This is a genomic window from Streptomyces venezuelae ATCC 10712 (genome assembly GCF_008639165.1).
Lineage (GTDB): Bacteria > Actinomycetota > Actinomycetes > Streptomycetales > Streptomycetaceae > Streptomyces > Streptomyces venezuelae.
Genome location: NZ_CP029197.1, coordinates 5,486,701 through 5,501,140 on the forward strand (window position 1 = coordinate 5,486,701; position 14,440 = coordinate 5,501,140).

The following is a 14,440-nucleotide window of genomic DNA, read 5'->3' on the forward strand; positions in this document are numbered from 1 at the left end:
ACCTGAATCGTGCTGTGGAACGTGTGTGGGTCACAGTGCCCAGAGTGGGACGGGAGGAAACCGTCCCACCCCGGACGTATCCGAACTGACCGGCGGTCAGCCCTTCTTGAGACGGAACCAGTAGAAACCGTGTCCCGCAAGGGTCAGGAGGTAGGGGAGCTGGCCGATGGCCGGGAACGTCACCCCGCCGATCAGCTCCACCGGCTGGGTGCCGTCGAAGCGACGCAGGTCGAGTTCGGTCGGCTGCGCGAACCGCGAGAAGTTGTTCACGCAGAGGACGAGATCGTCGCCATCCTCACGGAGGAAGGCGAGCACCGCCGGGTTGGACGCCGGGAGTTCGGTGTACGTGCCCGTCCCGAACGCCCGGTTCTGCTTGCGGATCTCGATCATCCGCTTCGTCCAGTGGAGGAGCGAGGAGGGGGACGCCATGCCAGCCTCGACGTTGGTCACCTGGTAGCCGTGGACGGGGTCCATGATGGCCGGCAGGTAGAGCCGCCCCGGGTCGCAGGAGGAGAAGCCCGCGTTGCGGTCGGGGGTCCACTGCATCGGGGTGCGGACGCCGTCCCGGTCACCGAGCCAGATGTTGTCGCCCATGCCGATCTCGTCGCCGTAGTAGAGCACCGGCGAGCCCGGCAGCGAGAAGAGCAGGGCGGTGAACAGCTCCATCTGCTTGCGGTCGTTGTCGAGGAGCGGGGCGAGGCGGCGCCGGATGCCGATGTTGGCCCGCATGCGCGGGTCCTTGGCGTACTCGGCGTACATGTAGTCGCGCTCTTCGTCGGTGACCATTTCGAGGGTGAGCTCGTCGTGGTTGCGCAGGAAGATGCCCCACTGGCAGCCGGAGGGGATCTCCGGGGTCTTCGCCAGGATTTCCGAGACCGGGTAGCGCGACTCGCGCCGGACGGCCATGAAGATCCGTGGCATGACCGGGAAGTGGAAGGCCATGTGGCACTCGTCGCCGCCGGAGCGGAAGTCGCCGAAGTAGTCGACGACGTCCTCCGGCCACTGGTTGGCCTCGGCGAGGAGCACCGTGTCCGGGTAGTGGTCGTCGATCTCCTTGCGGACCCGCTTGAGGAAGGCGTGGGTCGCGGGGAGGTTCTCGCAGTTGGTGCCCTCCTGCTGGTACAGGTACGGCACCGCGTCGAGCCGGAAGCCGTCGATCCCCAGGTCGAGCCAGAACTTCAGCGCGGACAGGATCTCCTCCTGCACGGCCGGGTTCTCGTAGTTGAGGTCGGGCTGGTGCGAGAAGAACCGGTGCCAGTAGTACTGCTTGCGGACCGGGTCGAAGGTCCAGTTCGAGGACTCGGTGTCGACGAAGATGATCCGCGCGTCCGCGTACTGCTTGTCGTCGTCGGCCCAGACGTAGTAGTCGCCGTACGGGCCCTCCGGGTCGCGCCGCGACTCCTGGAACCACTCGTGCTGGTCGCTCGTGTGGTTCATGACGAAGTCGATGACCACGCGCATCCCGCGCTGGTGGGCCGCGTCGACGAACTCGACGAAGTCCGCCAGGTCGCCGAACTCGGGCAGCACCGACGTGTAGTCGGCGACGTCGTAGCCGCCGTCCCGCAGGGGGGACTTGAAGAACGGCGGCAGCCAGAGGCAGTCCACGCCAAGCCACTGGAGGTAGTCCAGTTTGGACGTGATGCCCTTCAGGTCGCCGACGCCGTCCCCGTTGCTGTCCTGGAAGGACCGGACGAGGACCTCGTAGAAGACGGCCCGCTTGAACCAGTCGGGATCAAGGTCCTTGGCGGGAGTGTCCTCGAAGGTGTCGGGGACGGGCTCGTTGACAGTCATGATGTGGGTGACCCTCCGGTCTGCGGGGACGGTCGCAGGACGAGGACGTGCGCGGGTGTGACACCCGGCTCCAGACGCACGTAGCTGGCCCTGCCCCAGTGATAGGTCTCGCCGGTGAGCTCGTCGCGCACCGGCACGGTCTCGTGCCAGTCGAGGCCGAGTTCCGGCATGTCCAACGAGAGCGTCGCCTCCTGGGTGTGGTGCGGGTCGAGGTTGACGACCACCAGAACGGTGTTCGAACCCGAACGCTTGCTGTACGCGATCACCTGCGGGTTGTCGGTGTCATGGAACGACAGGTTCCGCAGCCGGCGCAGGGCCGGGTGCCGGCGCCTGATCCGGTTCAGGGCGGTGATCAGCGGAGTGATCGTGGTACCGGCCCGCTCCGCCGACTCCCAGTCACGCGGCCGCAGTTGGTACTTCTCCGAGTCCAGGTACTCCTCGCTGCCGTCCCGCAGCGGGGTGTTCTCGCACAGCTCGTACCCGGCGTACATGCCCCAGGAGGGCGACAGCGTCGCCGCGAGCACGGCCCGCACCTCGAACGCGGGCCGGCCGCCCTCCTGGAGGTAGGCGTGCAGGATGTCCGGGGTGTTCACGAAGAAGTTCGGCCGCATCTGCGCCGCCGTCTCGCCGGACAGCTCCGTCAGGTACTCGGTGAGCTCCTCCTTGGTGTTCCGCCAGGTGAAGTACGTGTACGACTGCTGGAAGCCGATCGCGCCGAGCGTCCGCATCATCGCCGGCCGGGTGAAGGCCTCCGCCAGGAAGATCACGTCCGGGTCGGCCCGGTTGATCTCGCCGATCACCCGCTCCCAGAACACCACCGGCTTCGTGTGCGGGTTGTCCACCCGGAAGATCCGCACCCCGTGGTCCATCCAGTGCCGCAGCACCCGCACGGTCTCCGCGACGATCCCGTCCATGTCCACGTCGAACGCGATCGGGTAGATGTCCTGGTACTTCTTCGGCGGGTTCTCCGCGTACGCGATCGAGCCGTCCGGCCGGTGGTGGAACCACTCCGGGTGCTTCTCCACCCACGGATGGTCCGGCGAGCACTGGAGCGCGAAGTCCAGGGCGATCTCCAGCCGCAGCTCCCGGGCCCGCGCCACGAAGGCGTCGAAGTCCTCGAAGGTGCCCAGGTCGGGGTGGAGCGCGTCGTGCCCGCCCTCCGGAGAGCCGATCGCCCACGGCACGCCGACGTCGTGCGGCGCGGCGGAGAGGGAGTTGTTCGGGCCCTTGCGGTGGGTCTCGCCGATCGGGTGCACCGGCGGCAGGTAGACCACGTCGAAGCCCATCGCCGCCACCGCGGGCAGTCGCTCGGCGGCGGTGCGGAAGTTCCCCGGGATCGTACGGCCCTTCACCTTCCGCACCCCCTCGGAGCGCGGGAAGAACTCGTACCAGGAGCCGAACAGGGCCCGCTCGCGCTCCACCTGCAGCGGCAACGCCGGGGAGGCGGAGAGGAGTTCGCGCAGCGGATGCCGGTCGAGGGACTCCACCACCCTCGGGTTGAGCGCCGCCGCGAGCCGCACCGCGGCCGGACGGGACACGTCACGCAGCGCGTCCGCGGCGGCCAGCACCGCCTCCCGGCCGCCGCCCTTCTTCGGGACGCCCTTCGCGGCCCGCTCGTGCAGCTCGGCGCCCTCGGCGAGGACGAGCTCCGAGTCGATCCCGGCCGGGATCTTGATCCTCGCCGTGTGGCGCCAGGTCGCCACCGGGTCGCTCCACGCCTCGACGGTGTACGTCCAGAGGCCCTCCGCGTCCGGCGTGACCTCGGCCCCCCACCGGTCGGTACCGGGGGCGAGTTCGCGCATCGGGGTCCAGGGTCCGGGCCGGCCCGAGGGGCCGCGCAGCACGACATTGGCGGCGACCGCGTCGTGGCCCTCGCGGAAGACGGTCGCCGTCACCTCGAAGGTCTCTCCGGCCACCGCCTTCGCGGGGCGGCGGCCGCAGTCGACCAGCGGGCGTACGTCCAGTACGGGAATGCGTCCCATGAGCGGATTCACAGCATCACCTGACGGGTTACGGGGGTGCGGGTGGTGGTGCGCTCTTTCTAGCTCCGTCGACGGCCGGCGGGTTGCGGGCATGGCCGCTCCTGTCCGCGTTCACTCGGATGGCGGGTCCACAGGGATGAACAGGGGTCACGGGGAGACGGGTTCGGGGGGTTACCGGTGAAGCCTTCCCCCGGTCCTCGGGTGGGCAATCCCGGCGCTTTGTTAACTACTAGGGCGTAGTCGAAGCGGCAAGCACGGACACCGGACAAAGAAAAGACCCCGCCCTTGTAGGGCGGGGCCTGCTCCCGGCCCGCGACGGCGGGATCCGTTCCCGGCCGGCCGTCAGCGGGACGGGGACGGATCCGTCGACCAGACCTGCCAGGGCTGACGGGAGACCCACTCCTCCACCGGAGGCGGGTCGAGGGCCAGGACCTCCGTCGACACGCCGTCGTCGTCGGCCATCAGGAGCGGATCGGCGCCGCTCGCCATGAAGTGATAGATCCCGGCCACCCCGGCCGCCGTCTCCGGGCCGAGGAGCTCCGCGAGGCCCCGCTCGAAAGCGGCCGGATCCAGCTCCTCGTACCGCACCGCCCGCCCGAGCCCCCGGGCGAACGCCGCCGCCAGCTCGCCACCGGTCAGCGCCCGCCCGCCGCCGATGTCGAAGGTCCGCCCGTCCAGGCCCTCCCGGGTGAGCGCCGCGAGCGCCGCCTCCGCGAGCCCCCGGTGCGAGAGCCACGCCGTCCGCGTCGACGCGGGCAGCGGATAGGCGAGCACCCCGTCGTCGACCAGCGAGGGCCCGTTCCACGGGGAGAACAGGTTGTCCAGGTACACCGGGGGCCTGATCACCACCAGCGGCACCCCGCTGTCCCGCAGCACCCACTCCGCGAGCCGCCGCGTCTCGAAGGCGGGGACGTCCGTCGGACCCAGCGGTATCCGGGTGTTGGAGTTGAAGACGAGGCGGACCGTCCCCGCCTCCAGGGCCGCCTCCGCGATGTTCCGCGCGTACGCCTCCACCCGGTCGACCCCGTACACCAGCGGCATCGTGACGAAGGCGTGCGTCGTCCCCTCGAACAGGCGCCGGACGTCCGCCGGCCGCCCCAGGTCGCCGCCGAGGAAGAAGGCCCCCGGCAGCGGCGGCCGGTCCGCCGCAGGCCGCCGGGTCAGCGCCCGCACCCGGTGGTGCCGCTCGGCGAGCAGACGGGCCACCGCACCCCCCTGGAACCCGGTCGCGCCCACGACCGCCACCCGCATCGGAATCTCACTGGACATGTGTGTCTGAGGCCCTTCGATAGGCTGTCGTCGCTGTCGTGTCGGCGTCCCTCCAGGCTCGCCGCGACGGCGTCGGCCGTTCAATTAACAAACCGGGGCGGAAGTTGAAGGATCGTCCATGGCAACCGTGGGAACCGACCGTCACCAGCAGCACGACCCGCACCACGAGCACCCCCCGCACGACGAGCACGACGACCTGCTGAGCGAACTGCTCAAACCCCTCCGGCTCACCGGAGTCTTCGACAGCCGCTGGCACGTCCGCGCCCCCTGGGCCATCGAGGGCGACGCCGAACGCAGCTGCGCCGTCCTCCACTACGTCGTCGAGGGCGACTGCTGGATCACCACCGACGACGAGACCCCCGTCGAGCTCCACGCGGGCGACCTCGTCGTCTTCCCCACCGGCACCGCGCACCGCCTCTCCGACCGGCCCGACCGGCAGGGCGTGCCGCTCAAGGCCGTCCTGCCCGAGCGGGAGCCCGGCACCTCCGGCGAGATCGTCATCGAGGGCAGCGGCCCCGAGAGCCGGCTGCTGTGCGCCGGGCTCCACTACGACGCCAGCGCCGCCACCGGCTTCTACACCTCGCTGCCCTGGGCACTCGTCCTCGACGGCAACCAGGTCGACCGCGAGCCGCTGCTCCGCGACACCCTGCGGCTGCTCGCCGCCCCCGACCGGCCCGTCGGCCCCGGCGACCGGCTCATCACCCTGCGCGCCTTCGAGATGGCCCTGGTCCTCGCGCTGCGCCCGCTGCTCCGCGAACTCGCCGGGAACCCGGCCTCGCTGCCGCTGCTGCGGCACCCGGGGATCAGCCGGGCCGTCGTCATGATGGCCACCCGGTTCCCCGAACCGTGGACGATCGACTCCCTCGCCCGGGAGGTCGGCATGTCCCGGTCCGCGTTCACCGCCGCCTTCCGCGACCTGGTCGGCGAGTCCCCCGCCCGGTACCTCGCCGCCCGCCGGATGCAGGAGGCCGGCCGGCTCCTCACCGAGACCTCGCTGCCGCAGTCCGCCGTGCCCGCCCGGGTCGGCTACCAGAGCGCCGTCGGCTTCCACCTCGCCTTCCGCAAGTGGTTCGGGGTGACCCCGGGGGAGTACCGGGCGGGCGTCGCCCGGGCCGCCTGAGCGGCCCCGTACCAGCCGACCTGACATCTTCGGAGCCGCCTGGACGGTTCTTAAGTGCCCCTGGACGGACGTTCATTGTCCCGAGGGGGTGCGCCGGACAGGCTCGGGACCGGCAGAGCCGTGACGACCGAGGAGAGGCGATACACCGGTGACGAGGTCCGGGCAGGAGTATCTGGAGGGGCTGCGCGACGGACGGGCGGTCTGGATCGACGGGGAACGGGTCGAGGACGTCACCGCGCATCCCGCCTTCCGGTCCACCGCGGCCTCCTTCGCCGGGCTCTTCGACCTCGCCGACGACCCCGTGCACCACCCCGTCCTCGTCCGGGACGGGGTGCGCCGCGTCCACGAGGTCCCCCGCTCGTACGAGGACCTCGTCGCCCGCCGCCGTGCCTTCCGGACCACGGCCCGGGCGAGCTACGGCTTCCTCGGCCGCACCCCCGACTACATGGCCGCGGGCGTCGCCGGGATCGCCGCCGCGCCCGCCGTCCTCACCGGAGACGGCTTCGACGGCGCCGCGCACGCCCTCGCCTTCCACCGCAGGCTCGCCGAGGGCGACCTGCACACCGCGTTCACCCTCAACAGCCCCGCCCGGGGGCACGGCGGGGACGACCTCACCCTGCGGGTCGTCGCGGAACGCGACGGCGGGATCGTCGTCAGCGGCGCCAAGACCATCGGCACCGGGGCCGTCTTCGCCGACGAGATCCTCGTCGGCACCATCGAACCCCTCGCAGCCGACGACACCGCGCACGCCGTGACGTTCTCCCTGCCGCTCGACACCCCCGGCCTCACCCTGATCTCCCGCGCCTCCTACGAGGAACGCGCCCGGTCCGTCTTCGACCACCCGCTGTCCTCCCGGTACGACGAGAACGACGCGATGCTGGTCTGCCAGGACGTCCTCGTGCCCTGGGAACGGGTCCTCACCTACCGCGACCCGGCCGCCACCGCCGCGATCTGGTGGGAGACCCCCGCCTACGCGAACCTCGTCCACCAGTCCGCGACCCGCTTCTGGACCAAGCTGGAGTTCCTCACCGGGCTCGCGATCCTCATCGCCCGCTCGAACGGCACCGCCGAACTGCCGCCCGTCACCCAGACCGTCGGCCGGCTCCTCGGCATGGTCGCCCAGGCCAAGGCCTTCGTTCTCGCCGCCGAGGCCTCGTACGAGCAGGTCGACGGCGGACGCGGCGGCGTCCGCCCCGGCCGGGAGATCTCCTTCGCCCAGCGGATCATGGCCGCGGAGCTCTACCCGCGCGCCGTCCAGGACATCAAGCTCCTCGCGGGCGGCGCCCTCGTCCAGCTCCCCGCCGGCGGCCTCGACCTCCGCCACCCCGAGCTCGGACCCCTCGTCCGCCGCTACTTCGGCACCGCGAGCCACCCCGCCGAGGACCGCGTCAAACTGCTCAAACTCGCCTGGGACGCCCTCGGTTCCGAGTTCGCGGGCCGCCACGAGCAGTACGAGCGCTTCTACCACGGCGCCCCGCACGTCCACCTGACCATGCAGACCTGGGCCGGCGCCGCGGCCGACTGCGAGAGCCTCGCCCAGGCCTGCCTCGACGGCTACGACCTGGGGACGACCCGGTGACGACCGCGCCGGGCCCACGGCGCGGGGCCCTCGCCCTGCTCGCCTCCACCCAGCTGCTGCTGATCATGGACACCGCGATCGTCAACGTCGCGCTGCCCTCCGTCGGAGCGGACCTCGGGTCCGGCTCCGCCGGGCTCTCCTGGGTCGCCAACGCCTATCTGATCACCTTCGGCGGACTGCTCCTGCTCGGCGGCAGGACCGCCGACCTCCTCGGCCACCGGCGGGTCTTCCTCGGCGGCCTCGGCCTGCTCGCCGGCGCCTCCGCCGCCGGTGGCCTCGCCCCCGGCGCCGGCGTCCTCGTGGCCGCCCGCGCCGCCCAGGGCGCCGGCGCCGCCCTCGCCGCCGCCTCGGCCTTCGCCCTGCTGCTCCTGCTCTTCCCCGACGGGCCCGCCCGGCACCGGGCGCTCGGCGCGTTCGCCGCGATGGGCGGGCTCGGCGGGGTCCTCGGCACCGTCCTCGGCGGCGTCCTCACCGACCTGCTCGGCTGGCGCTCCACCTTCTGGCTGAACGTCCTGCTCGCCGCGGTGCTCGCCGCCCTCGCCGGCCGGCTCCTCGACCACCGGGCCGGCCGCCCCCGGCCCGGCGGCTTCGACCTCGCCGGGGCGCTCACCGCCACCGCGGGACTCGGTCTGCTGGCCGCCGCGCTGGTCGGCGCACCGGAGGCCGGGTGGCTGTCCGCCCGTACCCTCGGCGCCGGGGGAGCGGGGCTCGCGCTGCTGCTCGCCTTCGCCGCCGTCGAGCGCCGCGCCGTCGCGCCCCTCGTCCCGGCCGCGGTTCTGGCCCGCCCGGCGCTCCGGCTGTCCAACGCGCTGGCCGCGCTCGCCCAGACCACGTTGTTCCCGATGTTCTTCCTGGTCAGCCTCTACCTGCAGAACGTCCTCGGGTACCCGCCGCTCGGCGGCGGTCTCGGACTGCTGCCGCTCTCGCTCGTGGTCGTCGCGGTCGCCCCGCAGACCGGCCGGATCATCTTCCGGCTCGGACTGCACCGGACGATGACCCTGGGGTTCGTGCTGCTGGCCGCGGGGACGCTGTGGCTGGCCCTGGCGCTCACCCCCGACGGCTCGTTCACGGGCACCGTCCTCGCCCCGAGCCTCCTTCTCGGTGCGGCGCTGCCGCTGGTCATGGTCACCACCAACGTGGCGGCCACGGCGGAGGCCACCGCCGAGGAGACCGGTCTCGCCTCCGGCCTCGTCAACACCAGCCAGCAGTTCGGCTCGGTGCTCGGCCTCGCCGTCCTGGTGGCCGTCGCCACCGCCCGCACCGGGTCGGTGGACGCGGCCCGGGCGGCCGCGGAGACGGCCGGCCACCGTGCGGCCCTGCTCACGGGCGCCGCGTTCGCCGCGGGAGCCGCGCTCGCCTCCGTACGCCTCCGCCCGCCGAGACCGGTGCCGTCGCCCGGGCTCAAGGTGTCCGGCCGCCCCTGACCGTCCGACCAGAAACGATTCCCCCCACCACCGGCGGGTGAGCCGTTCTTCTCCGGCGCACCGAGCCCCGAGAAAGAGGAGCTGAATAGGTGTTCGGCGATCCGCGTCACCGCACCGAGGACATACGCGCCGCCGATCCGCTCGGCGCCGACGCCCTGCTCAACGCCGTGCCCGCGATGAACGCGGACGGCGACGTGGCCGCGCTCACCGTCGCGCTGCGGGCCATGGTGCCGGACCTCGACCGGGCCGCCCAGTGGAGCGTGGGCCACGCGCTGGCCGCCATGCGGGACCTCGGCATCCTGCTGGGCTCGCTGAAGCGGCACGGCGTGCAGCCGGCCGAGGCCGTCCCCGAGGTGCTGCCCGCGCTCGAACTCCTCGGCCTGCGCACCGACATGGTGCCCCGGGACACCGTCCACCACTACACGACCTGGAACCCGGTCGGCCCGCGCCGCCGCTCGTACACCGGGCACCCGACGGAGTTCCTGCTCCAGGACGCGGTGCGGATGGTCCTCCCCGGCCTGGTCGCCGCGCTCGACGACTGCGGCCGGATCGCCCGCCTCGAACCGTACGACCCCGGGTTCGCCGCCGCCCTCGACCGGGTCGCCCGGCACCTGCGGGCGATGGTCGAGTCGATCGACCTCACGGTGGCGCGGGTGCCGCCCGAGTACTTCGCGCTCACCCTCCGCCCCTACTTCGAGGAGGTCGAGATCGCCGGCCGGGACTACCTCGGCCCGGCCGCCGCGCAGGTCCCGCTCTGGCCGGTCGACCTGACGCTCTGGCAGTGCGACCGCTCCGACCCGGCCTACGACGCCTTCCTCGCCGATTCGGTGCCGTACGCGCTGCCGTCCTGGCGCGCCTTCCACGCCCGGCACCGGGGCGGGGTGTCGGCGGTGAGCAAGCTGTCCGCCGCGGTCAGCTGGGAGGGCGCGGACCGGCTGCCCGCCTCGCTCACCGCGTCGGCGGAGGCGCTCTCCCGGGTGCTGCGCGTCCTCAAGACCTTCCGCGCCGCCACCTCGGCATCGCCCGCAAGGCCTACCACGAGGACGTGCGCCTGTACGAGGAGGGCAGCGGCGGGGCCCCCGTCGCGCTGCTGCGCTCCGTCCTGGACCTGACCAGGGAGAACGAGACCATGGTGCGCCGCGCGACCGTGCGGCGCCGTCCCGCAGGGGCCCCCGTCGGGCCGTCGGCCGCGTAGCGGCGCCGAAGGAGCAGTCGTCATGTCCCCCCACACCCTCGGGCAGAGCCCGCACGTCGTGATCGCCGGTGGCGGCATCGCCGGTCTCAGCACCGCCCTCGCCCTGCACGCCGCCGGGTTCGAGCGGGTGACGGTCGTCGAGGCGGCGGCCGCGATCCGCCCGGTCGGCGCCGGGCTCAACCTGATGCCGAACGCGGTCCGCGAACTGGACGCGCTGGGCCTGCTCGACGCGCTGGAGGCGGGCGCCCTGCGCACCCGCGAGCTGCGCTACTACCACCGTTCGGGCGGGCTGATATCCCGGGAGCCGCGCGGTCTTGGCGCGGGCTACCGCTGGCCGCAGCTGTCCGTGCACCGCGGGCACCTCCAGCAGGTCCTCGCCGGGGCGGTACGGGCCAGGCTCGGGCCCGCGGCCCTGGTGACCGGGGTCAGGGTGAGCGGTCTCGAACTGCCGCCGGACGGGCGGCCGCGGCTGCGGCTCGAACACCGGGTGGGCGCGGTGCGGGGCCATGCCTCGCTGGAGCCGGACGTGCTGGTCGGCGCGGACGGCATCCGGTCGACGGTCCGGGCGGCGCTGCACCCGGCGGAGGGCGGGCCGTCGTGGAACGGGATGCTGGTGTGGCGGGGGGTGTCCCGGATGCCGGCCGGGGCGGTGGGCCCGTTCATGTTCATCGCGGGCGACGACCGGCAGAAGGCCGTGGTGTACCCGATGAGCCGGCCGACCGGGCCCGGCCGTGAGGTGCTGGTCAACTGGGCGCTGGCCCGGCCCGCGGAGGACGTGTGCGGGTCGGGCGCCGCGGCCGCCCTCGCGGAGGAACGGTTCCGCGGCGACTGGAACCGTCCCGTCCCCGTCGACGCCTTCCTGCCGTTCTACGAGGGCTGGGAGTTCGGCGGGGTCAGCGTCCCCGGCATCCTGCGGGCCGCCGACTCCGCGCACGAGTACCCCATGGTCGACCGCGAGCCGCTGGACCGCTGGACCCACGGCCGCACCACCCTCGTCGGCGACGCCGCCCACGCCATGTACCCGATCGGCTCCAACGGGGCGACCCAGTCCATCGTCGACGCGCGCGCCCTCGCCCACGCCCTCGCCCGCCACTCCGACCCCGTCGAGGGCCTCGCCGCCTACGAACACGACCGGCGCCCCGTCACCACCGCGCTCCAGCGGGCCAACCGGGAGCTCGGCCCCGAGGTCGTCATCGACCTCGCGCACGCCCGCGCCCCGCAGGGCTTCAGCGACATCCACCAGGTCATCCCCGCCGAGGAACTCGCCGCCATCGCCTGCCGGTACGCCGCCACCGGCGCCTTCGACCCGGCGACCGTGAACCGGGGTTCCCCGTACGAGATCCCCCTCCCGGCCATCGGCTGAGACGCGCCGCGCCCCCGTGCGCCGTCGCCCGCCGGGGCGGCCATGCCCTAACGTCGGGCCGGAACGACGGACGCACAGCGTGGTGCGTCCACTCCGCTCCGTACTCGCCTGCGAAGGTGGAACACGTGAAGGCAATCCGTCGATTCACCGTGCGTCCCGTCCTCCCCGACACCCTTCGACCCCTCGCCGACCTCGCGCACAACCTGCGCTGGTCCTGGCACGAACCCACCCGCGCCCTCTTCGACTCCCTCGAACCCCCCGGCCCGGCGGCGCCGTCCGGCACCGACCCCGTCCGCATCCTCGGCGCCCTCGAAGCCCCCCGGCTCGCCGCGCTCGCCGCGGACCAGGACTTCCTGGCCCGGCTCAGGGCCGCCGCCGAGGACCTCGACACCTATCTGCACGCCCCCCGCTGGTACCAGCGGACCGAAGGGAGCGCGGCCGGCCGGCCCGCCGCCCTCGCCTACTTCTCGCCCGAGTTCGGCGTCACGGCCGCCCTGCCCCAGTACTCCGGCGGCCTCGGCATCCTGGCCGGCGACCACCTCAAGGCCGCGAGCGACCTCGGCGTCCCCCTCATCGGCGTCGGACTGCTCTACCGGCACGGCTACTTCCGCCAGTCCCTCGGCCGGGACGGCTGGCAGCAGGAGCAGTACCCCGTCCTCGACCCCGGCGAGCTGCCCGTCACCCTGCTCCGCGAGGCCGACGGCGCCCCCGCCCGGATCACCCTCGCCCTGCCCGGCGGCCGCAGCCTCCACGCCCATCTGTGGATCGCGCGGGTCGGCCGCGTCCCCCTCCTCATGCTCGACTCGGACGTGGAGGAGAACGCCCCCGGCGAACGGAGCGTCACCGACCGGCTGTACGGCGGCGGCAGTGAGCACCGGCTCCTGCAGGAGATGCTGCTGGGCATCGGCGGCGTCCGCGCCGTCCGCACGTACACCCGGCTCACCGGCACCCCCGAACCCGAGGTCTTCCACACCAACGAGGGCCACGCCGGATTCCTCGGACTCGAACGCATCCGCGAACTCCAGGGCGAGGGGCTCGACTTCGACAGCGCCCTGGAGACCGTACGGGCCGGCACCGTCTTCACCACCCACACCCCCGTCCCGGCCGGCATCGACCGCTTCGACCGGAGCCTGGTCGCCCGCCACCTCGGCGAGGACGGCGCGCTCCCCGGCGTCGACACCGGACGGGTCCTCGCCCTCGGCGACGAGACCCCGCTGGGCGGCGAGCCCGGCGTGTTCAACATGGCCGCCATGGGACTGCGGCTCGCCCAGCGCGCCAACGGCGTCTCCACCCTCCACGGGGCCGTCAGCCGCGCCATGTTCGCCGGACTCTGGCCGGGTTTCGACGCCGACGAGGTGCCGATCACCTCCATCACCAACGGCGTCCACGCCCCCACCTGGGTCGCCCCCGAGGTCGGCGAGCTCGGCCCCGAGCCGACCGACCGGGAGCTCTGGGAGCTGCGCCGCACCCTGCGCGAACGGCTCGTGACCGACGTCCGGCAGCGGCTGCGGGCCTCCTGGCGGCAGCGCGGGGCGGCCGCCGCCGAACTCGGCTGGACCGACTCCGTCCTCGACCCCGACGTCCTCACCATCGGCTTCGCCCGCCGCGTCCCCTCGTACAAGCGGCTCACCCTGATGCTCCGCGACAAGGACCGGCTGCGGGCGCTGCTGCTCCACCCCGAGCGGCCGGTGCAGCTCGTCGTCGCGGGCAAGGCCCACCCCGCCGACGACGGCGGCAAGCGGCTCGTGCAGGAACTCGTCCGCTTCGCCGACGACCCCCGGGTCCGGCACCGGATCGTCTTCCTGCCCGACTACGGCATGGCGATGGCCCGTGGCCTCTACCCGGGCTGCGACGTCTGGCTCAACAACCCCCTGCGGCCCCTCGAGGCCTGCGGCACCAGCGGGATGAAGGCCGCCCTCAACGGCTGCCTCAACCTCTCCGTCCTCGACGGCTGGTGGGACGAGTGGTTCGAGCCCGACTTCGGCTGGGCCATCCCCACCGCCGACGGCGCCGCCGCCGACGACGAGGACCGCCGCGACGACCTGGAGGCCGCCGCCCTCTACGAGCTGATCGAACGCCAGGTGGCCCCCCGCTTCTACGAGCGGGGCCCCGACGGCGTCCCGGCCGGCTGGACGGCCATGGTCCGGCGCACCCTCGGCGACCTCGGCCCGAAGGTCCTCGCCGACCGGATGGTCCGCGAGTACGTCGAGCGGCTGTACGTGCCCGCCGCCACCGCCCGCCGGGCCCTCACCCCCGACCGGGCTCGGGAGCTCGCCACCTGGAAGGCCCGGGTCCGGGAGGCCTGGCCCAAGGTGACCGTCGACCACGTCGAGGTCGGCGACGACCTCGCGGACGAGCTCGCCGACGCGGAGCTCGGCGCGACCCCGGTCGTCCGGGTCCGGGTCGCGCTCGGCGCCCTCGCCCCCGACGACGTCGAGGTGCAGGCCGTCACCGGCCGGGTCGACGCCGACGACACCCTCGCCGACACCCGTGCCGTCCCGCTCAAGCCGGCGGGCGGCCCGGACCTGGAGGGCCGCCAGCCCTACGCGGGCACCTTCGAACTCGACCGGACCGGCACCTTCGGCTGCACGGTCCGCGTCCGCCCCTCCCACCCGCTGCTCGCCCACCCGGCGGAACTCGGCCTGGTGGCCCTGCCGGAGGAGACGACCGGAGAGGGGGCGGGGGTGCTGCTCCGCTAGGGGCCGCCCTTCGGATCG

At 73.3% G+C, this 14,440-nt stretch carries 9 protein-coding genes; 6 read left to right on the forward strand and 3 right to left on the reverse strand.

The features are described 5' to 3' along the window. Window positions 1-96: 96 nt before the first annotated feature. The 3 genes from treS to DEJ43_RS25555 form a co-directional block, all read right to left on the reverse strand. Window positions 97-1,791, reverse strand: a complete 1,695-nt coding sequence (treS, locus tag DEJ43_RS25545; RefSeq protein WP_015036280.1) for a maltose alpha-D-glucosyltransferase — start codon at window positions 1,789-1,791, stop codon at window positions 97-99. Continuing rightward, window positions 1,788-3,773, reverse strand: a complete 1,986-nt coding sequence (locus DEJ43_RS25550; RefSeq protein WP_223831098.1) for an alpha-1,4-glucan--maltose-1-phosphate maltosyltransferase — start codon at window positions 3,771-3,773, stop codon at window positions 1,788-1,790. The genes treS and DEJ43_RS25550 overlap by 4 nt, the downstream gene beginning before the upstream one ends. Before the next feature lie 342 nt (window positions 3,774-4,115). Then, window positions 4,116-5,042, reverse strand: a complete 927-nt coding sequence (locus DEJ43_RS25555) for an SDR family oxidoreductase (protein ID WP_015036282.1) — start codon at window positions 5,040-5,042, stop codon at window positions 4,116-4,118. A 118-nt stretch (window positions 5,043-5,160) separates the two neighbouring features. Here DEJ43_RS25555 and DEJ43_RS25560 point away from each other — a divergent pair, with 118 nt between their 5' ends. The 6 genes from DEJ43_RS25560 (at window position 5,161) to glgP (ending at window position 14,422) form a co-directional block, all read left to right on the forward strand. After that, entirely contained in the window at window positions 5,161-6,162 is a 1,002-nt protein-coding gene (locus DEJ43_RS25560; protein WP_015036283.1) for an AraC family transcriptional regulator, read from the forward strand. A gap of 148 nt (window positions 6,163-6,310) precedes the next feature. Next, a complete protein-coding gene (locus tag DEJ43_RS25565) occupies window positions 6,311-7,741 on the forward strand; it encodes a 4-hydroxyphenylacetate 3-hydroxylase family protein (protein ID WP_015036284.1) in 1,431 nt (476 codons plus the stop codon). Further along, window positions 7,738-9,165, forward strand: a complete 1,428-nt coding sequence (locus DEJ43_RS25570; protein ID WP_150253469.1) for an MFS transporter — start codon at window positions 7,738-7,740, stop codon at window positions 9,163-9,165. The genes DEJ43_RS25565 and DEJ43_RS25570 overlap by 4 nt, the downstream gene beginning before the upstream one ends. 89 nt (window positions 9,166-9,254) lie before the next feature. Further along, window positions 9,255-10,277 carry a monodechloroaminopyrrolnitrin synthase PrnB family protein gene (locus DEJ43_RS25575; RefSeq protein ID WP_244322131.1) on the forward strand — a complete coding sequence of 341 codons (1,023 nt, stop codon included), beginning with the start codon at window positions 9,255-9,257 and terminating at the stop codon, window positions 10,275-10,277. Window positions 10,278-10,382: 105 nt separating this feature from the next. Then, window positions 10,383-11,723: an FAD-dependent monooxygenase gene (locus DEJ43_RS25580; protein WP_015036287.1), complete on the forward strand. Its 1,341-nt coding sequence runs from the start codon at window positions 10,383-10,385 to the stop codon at window positions 11,721-11,723. Between the two features lie 125 nt (window positions 11,724-11,848). After that, a complete protein-coding gene (gene glgP, locus DEJ43_RS25585) occupies window positions 11,849-14,422 on the forward strand; it encodes an alpha-glucan family phosphorylase (protein ID WP_041662881.1) in 2,574 nt (857 codons plus the stop codon). Window positions 14,423-14,440: the final 18 nt, after the last annotated feature.